We start from the raw sequence: 16,266 nt of genomic DNA, 5'->3' as shown, positions 1-16,266 counted from the left end.
CGCCGCATGAGCCAGACGCCGCAACCTGCATCTTATCGCCCCGCCACGGAAATCGACGCGCTGATGCCCGATATCGCCGATCCGGTCGTGGCGGCGGACTTCCCGCAGACGATCCTGCGCTACCGCAATGACCGGGCAGCGGCGGAGGTCGGGCTGGAGGCGCTGAGCGATGCGGGATGGATCGCTCATTTCGGGCGCTTCGCGCCTCTGGAGGGCAGCCTGCCGCAGCCGCTGGCGCTGCGCTATCATGGCCATCAGTTCCGCCACTATAATCCCGACATCGGCGATGGCCGCGGTTTCCTGTTCGCGCAGCTGCGCGACCAGCAGGACCGGCTGCTGGACCTGGGCACCAAGGGGTCGGGCCAGACGCCCTACAGCCGGTTCGGCGACGGGCGACTGACGCTGAAGGGCGGCGTGCGCGAGATATTGGCGACCGAGATGCTGGAGGCGCTGGGCGTCGACACGTCCCGCACCCTGTCCATCATCGAGACCGGCGAGGCGCTGGAGCGCAATGACGAGCCGTCGCCCACGCGCTCGGCGGTGATGGTGCGCCTCAGCCACTCGCATATCCGCATCGGCACGTTCCAGCGCGCGGCGTTCCTGGACGACACGGCCTTGCTGGAGCGACTGACTAACTATGCGCTGACGCGCCTCTATGACGAAGCCCCGGGCGACAACCCGGCAGAGCAATTGCTGGGCCATGTGGTCGAACGCACTGCCGACCTAGCGGCGAGCTACATGGTCGCGGGCTTCGTCCATGGCGTGCTCAACAGCGACAATATCAACGTCACCGGCGAAAGCTTCGACTATGGCCCCTGGCGCTTCACGCCGCTGTGGGATCCGGGCTTTACCGCCGCCTATTTCGACCATGCCGGCCTCTACGCCTTCGGGCGGCAGGCCGAAGCGATTCATTGGGACGTCGCGCAACTGGCGGTGTCGCTGCGCCCCTTGACCGACGCGGCGCCTCTGATCGCGCAGCTGGAGCGCTTCCCCGCCCTCTATGGGGAGGCTGTGCAGCGGCGCTTCTGCTGGCGGCTGGGCGTCAAACCCGGCGCACAAGCGGGGCCGATGGTCGAGGCGGCGGTGCGCGGCATGACCGCGACGGACACGCCCATCGACCGCTTCTTCCACGACTGGCGCGGCGGCATCGCGCCGGCCCGCGGCGGTTATGAACATGATGCCTGGGAGGCCTTTCGGGAGGCCATCGCCGGGTTTCAGCCCGTGCCCCAGGCCCGCGACCATGCCTATTGGGACGACGCTGCGCCTTGTTCCATGCATATCGAGGAGGTGGAGGCCATCTGGAGCGCGATCGACCTGGACGATGACTGGACGCCGCTTCATGCCAAGGTCGCCGCGATCCGGCGCATGAGTGCCGCCCATGGCGATGCTGCGACGAGCCGACGCTAGGTCCCTCTTCTTTCATTAACCAATTTCCGGCATAGCCCTGCTCAAATGGTCGCGTCGCTTACATCCCATGAACCCGCCACCGGCGACCTGCTCTGGCAGGGGGAGCCGGGCGACGTCGAAGCCGAAGTCGCCGCCGCGCGCGCCGCCTGGCCCAAATGGGCCGCGCAACCGATCGCCTATCGCATCGAAACGCTGCGCCGCTTCGTCAATGTCGTGCGCCGCGAAGAGGATGCGCTGGCCGACCTGATCGCGCGCGAAACCGGAAAGCCGCTGTGGGACGCACGGGCGGAAGTAACCGCGCTGATGGGCAAGGTGGACATCAGCGTCGCCGCCTATTCCGAGCGGACCGGCCAGCGCCGGCTGGAGGCCAATCTGGGTGCGCGCCAGTCGGTGCGGCACAAGCCCCACGGCGTGATGGCGGTGCTTGGCCCCTATAATTTCCCCGCCCATCTGCCCGGCGGACATATGATTCCCGCGCTGCTGGCCGGCAATGCGGTGGTGTTCAAGCCGTCGGAAAAGACGCCGGCGGTGGGCGAGATGCTGGTGCGGCTGCTGCACGAGGCGGGCATTCCCGCTGACGCGGTGCGCCTGTTGCTGGGCGGCGCCGACGCGGGCAAGGCGCTCGCCGCTCACCCCGATGTCGGCGGCATCCTGTTCACCGGATCGGCGCAGACCGGCATCGCCATCAACCGTCAGTTCGCGACGCAGCCATCGAAGATCCTGGCGCTGGAAATGGGCGGCAATAATCCGATCGTCGTGTGGGACACGCCCGAAATCGGCGCCGCCGCCGCGATCGTCATCCAGTCCGCCTTCCTGAGCAGCGGCCAGCGCTGCACCGCCGCCAGCCGCCTGATCGTACGCGACGCCATCGCCGACACGCTGATTGCGGAAGTGAAGAAGCTGGCCGACCGGTTGATCGTCGATCATCCCCATGCCAGCCCCGTCCCCTATATGGGTCCCGTCATCGACAATCAGACCGCGGACGGGCTGACCGAAAGCTTTCTGTGGCTGATGAGCAATGGCGGGCGACCGATCAAGCATATGGTCCGCAGCCGGCCCGGCCTGCCCTTCCTCAGCCCCGCGATCATCGACGTCACCGCGATGAAGGAGCGACCCGACGTCGAGCTGTTCGGCCCGCTGCTGCAGGTCATCCGCGTCAAGGAATTTGGCGAAGCGATCGCCGAAGCCAATAACAGCCGCTATGGCCTGGCCGCATCGCTGATCGGCGGGACGCCCGAGCAATATAATCAATTCTGGTCCAATGTGCGGGCGGGCCTCATTCACTGGAACCGGCCGACCAACGGCGCGGCGTCCAATGCGCCGTTCGGGGGCGTTGGCATATCGGGCAATCATCGGCCGAGCGCCTATTACGCTGCCGATTATTGCGCCTATCCGGTGGTCTCCGCCGAACTGGAGACGCCGCGCGCGTCGATCGGCGTGGGCCTGAAAGACGTCGACGTCAGCGCGATGGGCGACTGAGGCGCGTGCCAAGCCCAATGACGCAAAAACATTTCCTAATCCCCCCCATATCCATTCTGAATTGAACTGGCCGGGGGCTTTCGCCATGTGCGCTGCATGGCTGAAACGATACCCGCCACCGTCTTTCTGGTCGGCGCGGGGCCGGGCGATCCGGACCTGCTGACGATCAAGGCCGCGCGCCTGATCGGCGCGGCGGACGTGATCGTGCATGACGGGCTGGTGTCCGACGCCATCCTGGCGCTCGCCGCGCCGGATGCCGACCTGATCTCGGTCGCCAAGCAGCGCAGCCGCCATTCCATGCCGCAGGACGCGATCAACGCCCTGCTGGTCGAATTGGCGCGCGAGGGGCGCAAGGTCGTGCGGCTGAAGGGCGGCGACCCGTTCATCTTCGGCCGCGGCGGCGAGGAAGTCGACGCCTGCCGCGCCGCCGGCGTGCCGGTGGAGGTGGTGCCCGGCATCAGCGCGGCGATCGGCAGCGCGGCCTCTGCGCAATTGCCGCTCACTCATCGCGCGGCATCGAGCGCGGTCAGCTTCGTCGCGGGTCAGTGCAAGGGCCTGACGGCACAGGACTGGTCGGGCCTGGCGGGCCAGGGACGCACGCTCGTCATCTATATGGGCGTCGCGACGGCGGCCGACATCGCCGACAAGCTGATCGCCGACGGGGTATCCCCTGCCATTCCGGTCGCGGTGCTGGAAAATGGGACACGCGTCGATATGCGGACCCTGCGCACCCTGCTGGCCGATCTGGGCGACATGGTCGCGCGGGAAAAGGTGAAAAGTCCCGCGCTGATCGTGGTCGGCGAAGTGGCGGCGCACGCGCTGGCGCAGGACAGCATGGAGGGTTATCGCGACATGCTCGCGTCCGTGCGGCCCGAGCCTTTTGAGGGCCGGCCGTTCGTTCGGGGCGAAGAAAGAGCAGAAGACGGACAGGGCTCCAACAGCCCGAACGGGAAAAGGGTAGAATGAAGATATTGACGGGCAATGACCTGGTGACCGGCGACGTCATCTGGTGGGCAGGCGACGGCTGGTCGCGCCAGGTGGGCGACAGCGTCGATGTCGGCGAGCAGGGCGATGACCTCGCCCGCACCGAGGAAGCCGCGTTGCGCGTCGTGGGCGCCTATGTGATCGACGCGACGCTGACCGACGAGGGCGTGCGCCCGGCCCATATCAAGGATCGCATTCGCGCGCTGGGGCCGACGGTGCGCCCCGACCTCAACCTCAAACCAAATGATGCCGATGCCGGCAACTGGGTGATCTGACCATGTATCGCTACGACAGCTATGACCAGTCCATCGTCGACGCGCGGGTCGAGGAATTTCGCGACCAGGTGCAGCGCCGCCTGGCCGGCGCGCTGACCGAGGATCAGTTCAAGCCGCTGCGGCTGATGAACGGCCTCTATCTCCAGCTGCATGCCTATATGCTGCGCGTCGCCATCCCCTATGGGACGCTCAGCGCCCCGCAGTTGCGCAAGCTGGGGGAAATCGCGGCGAAATATGACAAGGGCTATGGCCACTTCACCACGCGCCAGAATTTGCAGTATAACTGGATCAAGCTGGCAGATGCGCCCGAAATCCTCGCCGAGCTGGCGAGTGTCGAGATGCATGCCATCCAGACCAGCGGCAATTGCATCCGCAATATCAGCTCCGACCAATATGCCGGCGTGTCGGCCGATGAAGTGGCGGACCCGCGCCCCTGGGCGGAACTGCTGCGCCAATGGTCGAGCTTCCACCCGGAATTCACCTATCTGCCGCGCAAGTTCAAGATCGCGGTGATCGCGTCGGATGACGATCGCGCGGCGATGCGGCTGCACGATATCGGCCTCAAGCTGGTGGCGCGCGACGGCCTTATCGGCGCGGAAGTCTATGCCGGCGGCGGCATGGGCCGCACCCCCATGGTCGCGCCGCTGATCCGCGACTTTGTGCCCGAGGAGGAGATCGTCTCCTATCTGGAGGCGTGCCTGCGCGTCTATAATCGCTACGGTCGCCGCGACAACAAGTACAAGGCGCGGATCAAGATCCTGGTCCATGAACTGGGGGTCGAGGAATATAAGCGGCAGGTGGAGGAAGAGTTTGCGCAGATGCGCGACCTGGGCCTCAATCCGCCGACCGAGGAACTGGACCGCATCCGCGCCTTCTTCGCTGCGCCTGACTATGAGACGGGCCTGCCCGAAGAGATCGACCGGAGCGATCCGGGCTTTGCCCTGTGGGTCGACCGGCAGGTCGCGGCGCACAAGGCGCCGGGCTATGCGATCGTCAATATCAGCCTGAAGCCGCTGACCGGCATTCCCGGCGACGCATCGGCCGAGCAGATGGCCTTGGTCGCGGATCTGGCGGAACGCTATTCGCTGGATGAGATCCGCGTCACCCACGCGCAGAACCTTGTCCTGCCGCATGTGCGCAAGGCGGACCTTCACGCCATCTGGCAGCAGTTGGAGGAAGCGGGTCTGGCCGAGGCTAATCTCGACCTCATCACGGACATCATCGCCTGCCCCGGGCTCGATTATTGCGCGCTCGCCAATGCGCGGTCGATCCCGCTGGCGCAGAAGATCGCGCAGCGCTTTGCCGACAATGAACGGCAGGCGGAACTGGGCGAGCTCAAGCTCAAGATTTCGGGCTGCATCAATGCCTGCGGCCACCATCATGCCGGCCATATCGGCATCCTTGGCGTGGACCGGAAGGGCGTGGAGAATTTCCAGCTGCTGCTCGGCGGATCGGGCGCGGAGGATGCGTCGCTCGGCCAGATCACCGGCCCCGGCTTTTCCGAGGATGGCGTGGTCGATGCGATCGAGAAGGTGACCGACATCTACCTTGCCCAGCGGGCGCAGGGCGAACGCTTCCTCGACACCTATCGCCGCATCGGCATGAAGCCCTTCAAGGAGGCGATCTATGGTTGAATTCCTCTCCTTCCGCGACGGCGAAGCCGCGCAGGAGCCTGCGGTCACCGTCGAATCCTTCACTGGCCAGTCCAACTCCACCGCCGTGCGCATCGAAGCAGGCGAGGATGCGCGCGAATTGCTGCCGCATCTCGACCGGCTTTCGCTGGTGGAGGTGAACTTTCCCGCCTTTGGCGATGGTCGCGGCTATTCGGCCGCCCGCATCCTGCGCGAAGCGGGCTATCAGGGCGAATTGCGCGCCGTGGGCGATGTGCTGGTCGATCAGATCGTCGCCATGCGCCGCTGCGGCTTTGACAGTTTCCATCCGTCCAAGGCGCTGGATGACGCCGCCGTCGAGCGCGCCCTCACCCGCTATGCGGACGTTTACCAGAAATCGGTCGATGGCCGTGCGCCCGTGTGGGCGAAACGGCATCCGGAGAAAATAGATGGCTGAACCCGCCCGCCAGATTGACATCATCGATGCCCGGCCCGCCTTCACCCAGGAGGAAGCCGACGCGCTCAATGCGCGCTTCGAGGGCGTCGATACGCTGACCATGCTCAAGACCGTGTTCGCCGAAGGCCTCGCCGGCAATGTCGCCGTCGTTTCGTCTTTCGGCACGGAAAGCGCGGTGCTGCTCGATCTGGTGGCCAGGGCGGACCGGACCGTGCCGGTTATTTTCGTCGACACGCTCAAGATGTTCGCCGAAACGCTGAACTATCGCGACACGCTGATCAAGCGGTTTGGCTTCACCGACAGCCGCACCGTTGCGCCGCTGCCCGACGTGATCGCGAAGAAGGACGAGACCGGCCTGCGCTGGTCCTATGATCCCGACGGCTGCTGCGAGATCCGCAAGGTCGAGCCGATGAAGCGCGCCAAGGATGGGCTCGACGCCTGGATTTCCGGCCGCAAGGCGTTCCAGTCGGTGACGCGTCAGAACCTGCCCCGTTTCGAGGTGGAGGATGGCCGGCTGAAGCTCAACCCGCTCGGCGACTGGACCAAGGCCGATCTGGAGGCCTATTTCGCCGAGCGTGACCTGCCGCGTCATCCGCTGGAGGCGCAGGGCTATCTGTCAATCGGTTGCGAGCCCTGCACGTCCAAGGTGCTGCCGGGCGAAGACCCGCGTGCGGGTCGCTGGCGCGGATGGGACAAGGTGGAATGCGGCATCCACACGCCAGTCAGCCCCATCCCGGGCGCGAGCGACGATGCCGACGATCCGGCGAACATGCCGGTCTTCTGAAGCGGCGGGCCCGTCCGCCTTCCGGGTGAAGTCGTTCGGCCTTCAGTCGTGCAGCCGTCCGGGCCGCCGTTCAGGACAAGCGTCGAAAAGCTCAGGACAACCGGAAGTGGCGGTTCAACCCGCCGCCTTCACGATTGCGGCCCAGGCTTCCTCCGTGATGACGTCGATGCCAAGCGCGGTCGCCTGCTTCAATTTGCTGCCGGCACCCGGCCCCGCCACGACCAGATCGGTCTTGGCGCTGACCGATCCCGCCGCCTTTGCGCCCAGCCGTTCGGCCTGCGCCTTGGCTTCGTCGCGGCTCATGGTCTCAAGCTTGCCAGTGAAGACGATGGTCTTGCCGGTGACGGCGCTGGCGGTCGTTTCGACGACATAATCGGGTGGCGACACTTCGCCCAGCAGATCGTCCCATGCCTCCACATTATGCGGTTCGTGAAAGAAATCCGCGAGGGCATGGCCGACAGCCGCCCCCACATTTTCGACGCCGATATGGTCGGCGATCGCCTTGTCGCGCTTCGCCTGGCTGTCGAATGGCTGGTCGCGCAAGGCGATGATGTCGTCCGCCAGGCCGCGGATGGCGCCAAGCCTGGTGTAGCGCTTCAACAGATCGCGCGCCGTCACTGCGCCGACATGGCGGATGCCAAGGCCAAAGAGCAGACGCGCGGCATCGGGCTGACGCTTGGCCTCGATCGCGGCGAGCAGATTGTCGACCGACTTTTCCTTCCAGCCTTCGCGGCCCAGCAGATCGGCGCGATGCCGTTTCAGCCGGAAAATGTCGGCGGGCTCGGCGATCCAGCCGAGGTCGAGAAATTCCTGGATCGTCTTTTCGCCCAGCCCTTCGATGTCGAGCGCGGCGCGGCTGACGAAATGGCGCAGCCGCTCGAACCGCTGGGCCGGGCAGATGAGACCGCCGGTGCAGCGATAATCCACCTCGCCTTCCTCGCGCACCGCTTCCGACTGGCATACGGGGCATCGGATGGGGAAGTGGAACGGCGCGCGGGGTTCGTCGCGGGTAAGATTGTCCACGACCTGCGGGATGACGTCGCCCGCGCGCTGAACGATGATGCGGTCGCCGGGCCGGACGCCGAGCCGCGCAATCTCATCGGCATTGTGCAGGGTAACGTTGGAGACGACGACCCCGCCCACGGTCACGGGCGTCAGGCGACCGACCGGTGTGAACTTGCCGGTGCGGCCGACCTGGATGTCGATCGCCTCCAGCGTGGTCTGCGCGCGCTCGGCCGGAAATTTGTGGGCGATGGCCCAGCGCGGTGCCTTGGCGACGAAGCCGAGCCGCTGCTGCCAGTCGAGCCGGTCGATCTTGTAGACCACGCCGTCAATGTCGAAGGGCAGGTCCGCGCGCGCGGCTTCGATGGTCCGATAATGCGCGATAAGCGCATCCAGGCTATCGACACAGGTCAGCAGGTCCGACACCGGCAAGCCCCAGCCGGCAATCGCCCGCATGACGCCAAGCTGCGTGTCGGCGGGCAGCGCGCTATGTGCGCCCCAGCCATGGGCGAGGAACCGCAGCGGCCGGCTGGCGGTGACGGCGGCGTCCTTCTGGCGCAGCGATCCGGCGGCGGCATTGCGCGGATTGGCGAATTGGCGCGCCTTTCCCGGATCGTCGGCCTCGGCGAGCAGGCGCTGATTGAGCGCCACGAAATCGTCCTTGGCCATGTAGACTTCACCGCGTATCTCGAACAGGTCGGGGATGTCGGGACCGGCCAGCCGCTCGGGAATATCGCCAATGGTGCGGACATTGGCAGTCACATCCTCGCCGGTTGTGCCGTCGCCACGAGTCGCGGCAAGGACCAGTTCGCCCTGCTCGTAACGTAGCGAACAGGACAGGCCATCGATCTTCGGCTCGGCGGTGAGCGCGACGGACGCGTCCTCCGCCAGGGCGAGGAAGCGGCGGACGCGGGCGATAAACTCGGCAATGTCCTCGTCGGAAAAGCCATTGTCGAGGCTCATCATGCGCACGGCATGCGGCACTTTTCCAAGCGCCGAAGTCGGGGCGGCGCCGACCTGCGCATTGGGCGAATCGGCGCGGACCAGATGCGGGAATTGGGCTTCGAGCGCATTGTTTTCGCGGATCAGCGCATCATAGTCCGCGTCGCTGATCTCCGGCGCGTCCTGATCATGATAGAGCCGGTTATGCTTCGCCACGTCCCTGGCAAGGCGCATCAGGCGATTGGCGGCTTCGGCTTCGGTAAGGGTCGCAGGGTCGATCATGGCCTGTCCTTAACGCCTCCCGTGCTCCTGCGAAAGCAGGAGCCCAGAGTGCAGGGTCACTCGCGTCAACGCTGGGCTCCTGCTTTCGCAGGAGCACGGTCGTGTAACGCAGCGAAGGCGAAAGCAATCATGCCGACCCTGGCGGTGACGGCAGAGAACGGCAAACTTCTTCCTACCAGACATCCCCGAAGCCGCCCAACAAAGCGGTCATTTCAGCACCAGCCAACAGCCCATAGACTGCGGCGATGCCGAGCGCTTTCGCATCGGGATTGAAAACGGCCTGCATCCCAACCACAACCCCACGGCAAGAGATCAGCCAACCACCCAAGAGGGCGATCCCCACCAAGACCATGTAGAGATTTGGCAGACCATAGACGAGTAAGCCCACGCCCAGCATGATTGCCACGCCAGTAAAGGCAATAAACGCTGTGGCGGAAATCATTGCACCGACTAACAACAGGGGGATCATTGCTACTTGGCCTAAAGCGGCAAGTGTCGAGTCGCGCAATAGCGCCATCAAACACCTGCCACCGGCACCGTTTCGAAATTTTGTGGAAAGCCCGCGATGATCGGGCGGGCCTTGGCGATGGCGGCGCGGACGGCGGGGAGTTTGAGCGAGGCGGCGTGGCTTTCGCGGCTGTCCCAGACTTCGGTAATCCAGAGCGCGTCGGGGTTGGCGCCATCGAGCGCAACGATGTAGGAGAGGCAGCCGGGCATCCCGCCCATCGCCTCTTTCAGATAAGCGACAAGTTCGTCGCGCTTGCCGGGGAGGCTGAGCATCTGGCCGATCAGGCCGTAGCGCGGTTTTGCCTCCTGCGCGGCGGCGGGCACGGCGGTTGCGGCGAGCGTGGCGGCGGTCAGGCCGAGCATGTCTCTGCGATTATGAGTCATGCGGCTATCCTCCCTGTTCGGTTCGAGCTTGTCGAGAACCCTGCACTGCGGTTCTCGACAAGCTCGAACCGAACGAAGGTGGGAGTCAAGCGTCCAGCAGCCGTTTCGCCTGCGCGCGCGCTTCGGCGGTGATTTCCGCGCCGGAGAGCATGCGGGCGATTTCCTCGCGGCGGTCGGCCGGTTCGAGCGCGTGGACGCCGGTGCGGGTGACGGTGCCGTCGCTCGACTTGGCGATCAGCATATGGCCGGCGCCGCGCGCCGCGACCTGCGGGCTGTGGGTGACGACGAGGATCTGGTTGTTCTGGGCCAGGCGGGAAAGCCGCTCGCCGATCGCGTCCGCCACCGCGCCGCCCACGCCCCGGTCGATTTCGTCGAAGATCAGCGTGTCCGCCCCGCACCGCTCGGCCAGTGCGACCTTGAGCGCCAGGATGAAGCGCGACAATTCGCCGCCGCTCGCGATCTTGGCGAGCGGCGCGAAGGGCGCGCCGGGGTTGGTGGAGATTTCGAATTCGACCCGGTCCATGCCCTGGGCGCTCCACTGTCCCTCGTCCAGCGGGGCGACCACGGTGCGGAAACGGGCCGCGTCCAGCTTCAGCGGCGCGAGTTCGCCCGCTACCGCCGCATCCAGGCGACCGGCCGCCAGCTGGCGCTCCGCCGACAAGGCTTGCGCGGCGGCGCGATAGGCATCCGCCTTGCGCCCGACATCCTGTTCCAGCGCGGCGATATGCTCTTCCCCGCCCTCGATCGCGGCGAGGCGGGCGGCCATGTCTTCGCCCAGCGCAGCCAGATCATCGGGTGCGACCTGATGCTTGCGGGCGAGCCCGCGCAGATCGAAGAGGCGCGTTTCGATGGAGTCGAGGCGAGCGGGATCGAAGCTGAGCGCCTCGGCAGCTTCGGCAAGCCGATCCTCCGCCTCCCCTGCTTCCACCACGGCGCGGTCCAGCGCCTCCAGCACGGCGGTCAGCAGCGGCTCTTCGCCCGCGATGCGATCGAGCCGGCGCGCCGCCTGGCGCAACTGGGCCAAACCACCATCGGAGCCGGTCAGGCAATCGCTGATGACGCTGAGATCATCGGTCAGGCGCGCGCCCTTCTGCATCGCCGCCCGCTCCTCCGCGAGCGTCGCTTCCTCCCCGGGCTGAGGCGCGAAGCTGCGCAGTTCCTCGACCGCATGCGTCAGATAGTCGCGATCGCGCGCGGCGGTATCCACCGTCTCACACGCCTGCTCCAGCGCCCTGGCGGCCGCGCGCCAGGCCGCGTGCGCCGTCGCCACAGCCGCGGCGTCACAGCGGCCATAGCTGTCGAGCAGCGCCCGATGCCCGCGGGGATTGAGCAGGCCGCGATCATCATGCTGGCCGTGGATTTCCACCAGCGACCCGCCCAGCTCGCGCAGCAGCGCGGCGGAACAGGGCTGGTCATTGACGAAGGCGCGACTACCGCCATCGGCCTTTACCATGCGGCGGATCAGCAGGGGTTCGCCCGGCTCCATGGCGATGCCATTGTCGGCGAGCAGAGCGGCGGCGGGATGATCGCTGGCCGGCGGTTCGAAGGCGGCGACGACACTTGCCTGCTGCTCGCCCGCGCGCACCAGCCCGCTATCGGCGCGCGCGCCCAGCGCCAGACCCAGGGAATCGAGCAGGATCGATTTGCCCGCGCCCGTTTCGCCGGTCAGAACGGAAAGGCCGGCGCCGAACTCCAGGTCCAGCGCCTCGATCAGCACGACATTGCGGATCGCGAGGCTTGTCAGCATGACGCGTTCCTACCCGTCAATGCACAAAAGGGGAACAGGGAAAGCGGCGGCTCAGGCCGCCCCGCCATGTTCCTGCATCAGCTTGTAGCTGCGCTCATACCATTTGGTGCCCGGATAATTGCGGCCCAGCACCGCGGCGGCCTTCTGCGCTTCGGCCGGGATGCCAAGCGAGAGATAGGATTCGACCAGGCGCTCCAGCGCTTCGGGCGTGTGGGTGGTGGTCTGATATTTGTCGACCACGGTGCGGAAGCGCAGCGCGGCGGCCAGCCACTGTCCGCGCCGCTGATAGAATCGGCCGACCTCCATCTCCTTGCCGGCCAGGTGATCGTTCACCAAGTCGACCTTCAGCCGCGCGTCGGCGGCATAGCGGGTCTGGGGATAGCGGCGGATCAGTTCGCCGAGTGAGTCGAGCGCCTGCTGCGTGATCTTCTGATCGCGCGTGACGTCGGCGATCTGCTCATAATAGCAGAGCGCGATCAGATAATAAGCGTAGGGCGCGTCCTTGTTGCCCGTGTGGATCGACAGGAAGCGCTGCGCGGCCGAAATGGATTCCGCATAATCGCGGTTCATATAATAGCTGAACGCCGACATGAGTTGCGCGCGGCGGGCCCAGGGCGAATAAGGATGCTGACGCTCGACTTCGTCGAACAGGGCGGCCGCCAGCTTGTACTGGCCGCGGTCCAGCCGGTCCTTGCCGCTGTTGTAGAGGGTCGACACGTCGCGGGCGACATAGAGGGTGTCGGCCTTGTTCTTCGATGTCGAACAGCCAGTGAGCACGGGCGAGGCGATCAGGACCAGAGCGGTGGCCGCGCCGATGCGCGTCAGGGTTTTCGTCAGCATGGGCGGGTCATAGCCGAGCGACGCGCCGCCGCCAAGCGGCAGAATGTAGCGCTTTATTCAACAGGCCGCAGCCAGTGGCAGGTCGAGCCGCGCAATGGCCCCGCCCTGCGCACCGGGCTGCAGCGCGAAGCGTCCACCCAGCTGCGCCGCGAGCGCGTTGGCGATGCGCAGGCCCAGCGACTGGCCGTCGCCGACCTGGAAATCGGGCGCCACGCCCTTGCCATCGTCGATGATGCGCAGGGTCAGTTCGCCCGCGTCATTTTCCAGCGTGACATGGATGCTGCCGGCGCGGTCGGGCAGCCCATGTTCGATTGCATTGCTCACCGCTTCCGCAACCACCAGGGCGAGCGGCACGGTGATGTTGGGCTCCAGGATCAGTGCGTCCGGCGCCGTCACCTTCACGGTCACGTCGCTGCGCCCGGACGCGTCCAATATGTCCGCGGTCAGGGTGAGGAGGAAGGCGCGAATGTCCTGCCCCTCCCCCGAGGGATCATAAAGGGCGCGGCTGATCCGTCCGACCAGGCCCAACCTTGCCGATGCATCGTCCAGCGCGCGGCGCGCCACATCATGATCGACATGCCGTCGCTGCAGCGAGAGCATCGCGGCAACGACCTGAAGATTGTTGGAAACGCGGTGCTGAAGCTCACGGAACAGGAGTTCGCGGTTTTCCGCCAGCGCGCGGCTGCGTTCGCGCTCGACCGCCAGGTTGAAATTGGCGCGCTGCATGAAGTGGATGAGGATGATGTCGACCGTCACCACGCCCGTGTAGAAGAGCATGGCCATCGCGGTCGCCGGGTTCAGCGCGAAGCTGTGGACGGGCGAGATGAAGAAATACCAGGAGGCGAGGCCCGCGATCACGCCGCCGAAAATGCCCGGACGCACGCCGAACAGAAAGGAGGAGAGGATGACGGCCGGGAAGAAGGTGACGAAGGGATAGCCCTGCGGCAACAAGGGCTCGGCGGCGAAACGCAGCATCAGCCCGGCGCCGCAAAAGACCAGGGTCAACAGATAGGCATAGGCCGGTCGATTGAGGACGAGCGGCAGGCGTTCGACAAAGCGCTCGTTGCTCCGCTGCATGATGGACCTCATTTCGCTCTTCACCACCTTAGCAAAATATTACGCAAGCGCATTGATCAAGATCAGTCCATCCCGACCAATCCCGAAAAAAGGCGCCCGGACGGGTCCGGACGCCTTTCTTTTTTCGCTGCCCCGATGATCGGGGAGCCGATAGGGATGTCGATCAGTCCTGGGTCAGGAAGTCGGGCAGGCCGGCGCTGGAGCCGTCGTCGTCGCCCTTGCCGCCGTCGCCACGCGGGCCGCGGTCACGGCGCGGGCCGCGATCGCCCCGGCCGCCACGGTCGCCGCCGCGGTCGCGGCGGTTGCGGTCGCCGCGGCCTTCGCCCCGATCGCCGCGCGCTTCACGCGGTTCGCGGGCGGGACGGGTATCTTCCAGTTCCTCGCCGGTTTCCTGATCGACGACGCGCATCGACAGGCGAACCTTGCCGCGCGGGTCGATCTCCAGGACCTTGACCTTCACTTCCTGGCCTTCCGACACGACGTCGGTCGGCTTTTCAACGCGCTCATTCTTCATCTCGGACACGTGGACGAGACCGTCCTTGCCACCCATGAAGTTCACGAAGGCGCCGAAGTCGACGATGTTGACGACCTTGCCGGTGTAGACCTTGCCGACTTCCGCTTCCTCGACGATGCCGAGGATCCACTTCTTGGCGGCCTCGATCTGGGCGATGTCGGACGAAGAAATCTTGATGATGCCTTCGTCGTCGATATCGACCTTCGCGCCGGTTTCCGCGACGATTTCGCGGATGACCTTGCCGCCGGTGCCGATGACGTCGCGGATCTTCGCCTTGTCGATCTGAATCGTCTCGATGCGCGGGGCATGGGCCGACAGTTCAGTGCGGGTAGAGGACAGCGCCTTGCTCATCTCACTCAGGATATGCGCACGGCCTTCCTTGGCCTGGCGCAGCGCGACTTCGAAGATTTCCTGCGTGATGCCGGCAACCTTGATGTCCATCTGCATGGTGGTGATGCCCGCTTCCGTGCCCGCCACCTTGAAGTCCATGTCGCCCAGATGATCCTCATCGCCCAGGATGTCGCTGATGACAGCATAATCCTTGCCTTCCAGGATCAGGCCCATGGCGATGCCCGACACCGGACGCTTGAGCGGAACGCCCGCGTCCATCATCGACAGCGAACCGCCGCAGACCGTCGCCATCGACGACGAGCCGTTGGACTCGGTGATATCGGACAGGACGCGGATGGTGTAGGGGAACTCTTCCTTGCTGGGCAGGACCGGGTGCAGCGCGCGCCAGGCCAGCTTGCCATGGCCGACTTCGCGACGGCCCGGCGCGCCGAAGCGGCCGACTTCACCGACCGAATAGGGCGGGAAGTTATAGTGCAGCATGAAGCTTTCATAATGAACGCCGACAAGGCCGTCGATCATCTGCTCGGCATCCTTGGTGCCGAGCGTGGTGGTGCAGATCGCCTGCGTTTCGCCACGGGTGAACAGCGCCGAACCATGGGTGCGCGGCAGGAAGCCCACCATCGCCTCGATCGGACGGATCTGCGTGGTGGTGCGGCCGTCGATGCGCTGGCCATCCTTCAGGATCGCGGTGCGGACGATCTCGGCTTCCAGCTTCTTGGTCAGCTTGATGCCGGCCATGACGGTCTGGGCGTCCAGTTCCTCCTCGGCGAAGAAGGCCTTCGCCTTCGCCCGGGCGTCGTTGAGCGCGTTCGAGCGGGCCGACTTGTCGGTCAGCTTGTAGGCGGCAGCGATGTCCTTGCCGATCAGCTTGGTCAGCTTCTTCTTGAGACCGCCCAGATCGTCCTGCTGGGCCATTTCCCACGGGTCCTTGGCGGCCTGCTCGGCCAGATCGATGATCGCGCCGACGACCTTGCGGGCAGCGTCATGCGCGAACATGACCGCGCCCAGCATGACGTCCTCCGACAGCTCCTTGGCTTCGGACTCGACCATCATCACGGCGTCATGGGTAGCGGCGACGACCAGGTCGAGCTCGCCTTCCTTGACCTCCTCCATGGAGGGGTTGAGCTGATATTCGCCATCCTTGTAGCCGACGCGGGCGGCGCCGATCGGGCCCAGGAAGGGCACGCCCGACAGGGTCAGGGCAGCCGAAGCGGCGATCATCGCCACGATGTCGGGCTCGCTTTCGCCATCAAACGACAGCACCTGAGCGATGACGTTGATTTCGTTGTAGAAGCCTTCGGGGAAGAGCGGGCGGACCGGACGGTCGATCAGGCGGGAAACCAGCGTTTCCTTTTCCGTGGCGCCGCGCTCACGCTTGAAGAAGCCGCCCGGAATGCGGCCGGCGGCGGAATATTTTTCCTGATAATGAACGGTCAGCGGGAAGAAATCCTGCCCATCCTTGACCGACTTGGCGGCGGTCACGGCGCAAAGCACCACGGTCTCGCCATAGGTCGCCAGCACGGCGGCATCGGCCTGGCGCGCAATGCGACCGGTTTCGAGAGTCAGGGTCTTGCCTGCCAGCTCGATCGAAACTTTCTTTACATCAAACATGCTTTTTCCTTCG

General features: G+C 65.6%; 14 protein-coding genes. 7 read left to right on the top strand and 7 right to left on the bottom strand.

Annotated features, from left to right (window positions below; all coding sequences use genetic code 11):
* Nucleotides 1–6: 6 nt before the first annotated feature.
* The 7 genes from ACGGKE_RS00465 (at nt 7) to ACGGKE_RS00435 (ending at nt 6,996) form a co-directional block, all read left to right on the top strand.
* Nucleotides 7–1,407: a protein adenylyltransferase SelO family protein gene (locus ACGGKE_RS00465; RefSeq protein ID WP_394439188.1), complete on the top strand. Its 1,401-nt coding sequence runs from the start codon at nt 7–9 to the stop codon at nt 1,405–1,407.
* 45 nt (nt 1,408–1,452) lie between these two features.
* Nucleotides 1,453–2,886, top strand: a complete 1,434-nt coding sequence (astD, locus tag ACGGKE_RS00460; RefSeq protein WP_394439187.1) for a succinylglutamate-semialdehyde dehydrogenase — start codon at nt 1,453–1,455, stop codon at nt 2,884–2,886.
* Nucleotides 2,887–2,982: 96 nt separating this feature from the next.
* Complete coding sequence (gene cobA / locus ACGGKE_RS00455; protein WP_394439186.1) at nt 2,983–3,852, top strand: uroporphyrinogen-III C-methyltransferase; 870 nt, start codon at nt 2,983–2,985, stop codon at nt 3,850–3,852.
* Nucleotides 3,849–4,145 (top strand): DUF2849 domain-containing protein, encoded by a 297-nt coding sequence (locus tag ACGGKE_RS00450; protein ID WP_228165697.1) that lies wholly within the window; start codon nt 3,849–3,851, stop codon nt 4,143–4,145. The genes cobA and ACGGKE_RS00450 overlap by 4 nt, the downstream gene beginning before the upstream one ends.
* Nucleotides 4,146–4,147: 2 nt before the next feature.
* Nucleotides 4,148–5,779 (top strand): nitrite/sulfite reductase, encoded by a 1,632-nt coding sequence (locus ACGGKE_RS00445; protein ID WP_394439185.1) that lies wholly within the window; start codon nt 4,148–4,150, stop codon nt 5,777–5,779.
* Complete coding sequence (locus ACGGKE_RS00440) at nt 5,772–6,212, top strand: DUF934 domain-containing protein (RefSeq protein ID WP_394439184.1); 441 nt, start codon at nt 5,772–5,774, stop codon at nt 6,210–6,212. The genes ACGGKE_RS00445 and ACGGKE_RS00440 overlap by 8 nt, the downstream gene beginning before the upstream one ends.
* On the top strand, nt 6,205–6,996 hold the full coding sequence (locus tag ACGGKE_RS00435) for a phosphoadenylyl-sulfate reductase (protein ID WP_394439183.1): 792 nt from the start codon (nt 6,205–6,207) through the stop codon (nt 6,994–6,996). The genes ACGGKE_RS00440 and ACGGKE_RS00435 overlap by 8 nt, the downstream gene beginning before the upstream one ends.
* 114 nt (nt 6,997–7,110) lie before the next feature.
* Here the strand turns inward: ACGGKE_RS00435 and ligA are convergent, their stop codons facing one another.
* The 7 genes from ligA to pnp form a co-directional block, all read right to left on the bottom strand.
* Complete coding sequence (ligA, locus tag ACGGKE_RS00430) at nt 7,111–9,222, bottom strand: NAD-dependent DNA ligase LigA (RefSeq protein WP_394439182.1); 2,112 nt, start codon at nt 9,220–9,222, stop codon at nt 7,111–7,113.
* 172 nt (nt 9,223–9,394) lie between these two features.
* On the bottom strand, nt 9,395–9,691 hold the full coding sequence (locus ACGGKE_RS00425; protein ID WP_394439181.1) for a hypothetical protein: 297 nt from the start codon (nt 9,689–9,691) through the stop codon (nt 9,395–9,397).
* Between the two features lie 47 nt (nt 9,692–9,738).
* Entirely contained in the window at nt 9,739–10,113 is a 375-nt protein-coding gene (locus ACGGKE_RS00420; RefSeq protein WP_394439179.1) for a putative quinol monooxygenase, read from the bottom strand.
* Between the two features lie 85 nt (nt 10,114–10,198).
* Nucleotides 10,199–11,860 (bottom strand): DNA repair protein RecN, encoded by a 1,662-nt coding sequence (recN, locus tag ACGGKE_RS00415; protein WP_394439177.1) that lies wholly within the window; start codon nt 11,858–11,860, stop codon nt 10,199–10,201.
* 51 nt (nt 11,861–11,911) lie between these two features.
* A complete protein-coding gene (locus tag ACGGKE_RS00410; RefSeq protein ID WP_228165689.1) occupies nt 11,912–12,700 on the bottom strand; it encodes an outer membrane protein assembly factor BamD in 789 nt (262 codons plus the stop codon).
* Between the two features lie 57 nt (nt 12,701–12,757).
* Complete coding sequence (locus ACGGKE_RS00405; protein WP_317516445.1) at nt 12,758–13,777, bottom strand: ATP-binding protein; 1,020 nt, start codon at nt 13,775–13,777, stop codon at nt 12,758–12,760.
* Between the two features lie 163 nt (nt 13,778–13,940).
* Nucleotides 13,941–16,253, bottom strand: a complete 2,313-nt coding sequence (gene pnp, locus ACGGKE_RS00400; protein ID WP_394439176.1) for a polyribonucleotide nucleotidyltransferase — start codon at nt 16,251–16,253, stop codon at nt 13,941–13,943.
* Between the last annotated feature and the right edge of the window lie 13 nt (nt 16,254–16,266).

The organism is Sphingobium naphthae (genome assembly GCF_043589935.1).
Classification (GTDB): Bacteria; Pseudomonadota; Alphaproteobacteria; order Sphingomonadales; family Sphingomonadaceae; genus Sphingobium; species Sphingobium naphthae_A.
Note: the sequence above shows the minus strand (reverse complement) of the source record. Positions and strands in the feature narration are given on the sequence as shown.

Bases quoted from the DNA above. Each gene is read 5' to 3' on its own strand.
- ACGGKE_RS00465 (WP_394439188.1), top strand. From the start codon at position 7: ATGAGCCAGACGCCGCAACCTGCATCTTATCGCCCCGCCACGGAAATC.
- astD (WP_394439187.1), top strand. From the start codon at position 1,453: ATGGTCGCGTCGCTTACATCCCATGAACCCGCCACCGGCGACCTGCTC.
- cobA (WP_394439186.1), top strand. From the start codon at position 2,983: ATGGCTGAAACGATACCCGCCACCGTCTTTCTGGTCGGCGCGGGGCCG.
- ACGGKE_RS00450 (WP_228165697.1), top strand. From the start codon at position 3,849: ATGAAGATATTGACGGGCAATGACCTGGTGACCGGCGACGTCATCTGG.
- ACGGKE_RS00445 (WP_394439185.1), top strand. From the start codon at position 4,148: ATGTATCGCTACGACAGCTATGACCAGTCCATCGTCGACGCGCGGGTC.
- ACGGKE_RS00440 (WP_394439184.1), top strand. From the start codon at position 5,772: ATGGTTGAATTCCTCTCCTTCCGCGACGGCGAAGCCGCGCAGGAGCCT.
- ACGGKE_RS00435 (WP_394439183.1), top strand. From the start codon at position 6,205: ATGGCTGAACCCGCCCGCCAGATTGACATCATCGATGCCCGGCCCGCC.
- ligA (WP_394439182.1), bottom strand. From the start codon at position 9,222: ATGATCGACCCTGCGACCCTTACCGAAGCCGAAGCCGCCAATCGCCTG.
- ACGGKE_RS00425 (WP_394439181.1), bottom strand. From the start codon at position 9,691: ATGATCCCCCTGTTGTTAGTCGGTGCAATGATTTCCGCCACAGCGTTT.
- ACGGKE_RS00420 (WP_394439179.1), bottom strand. From the start codon at position 10,113: ATGACTCATAATCGCAGAGACATGCTCGGCCTGACCGCCGCCACGCTC.
- recN (WP_394439177.1), bottom strand. From the start codon at position 11,860: ATGCTGACAAGCCTCGCGATCCGCAATGTCGTGCTGATCGAGGCGCTG.
- ACGGKE_RS00410 (WP_228165689.1), bottom strand. From the start codon at position 12,700: ATGCTGACGAAAACCCTGACGCGCATCGGCGCGGCCACCGCTCTGGTC.
- ACGGKE_RS00405 (WP_317516445.1), bottom strand. From the start codon at position 13,777: ATGCAGCGGAGCAACGAGCGCTTTGTCGAACGCCTGCCGCTCGTCCTC.
- pnp (WP_394439176.1), bottom strand. From the start codon at position 16,253: ATGTTTGATGTAAAGAAAGTTTCGATCGAGCTGGCAGGCAAGACCCTG.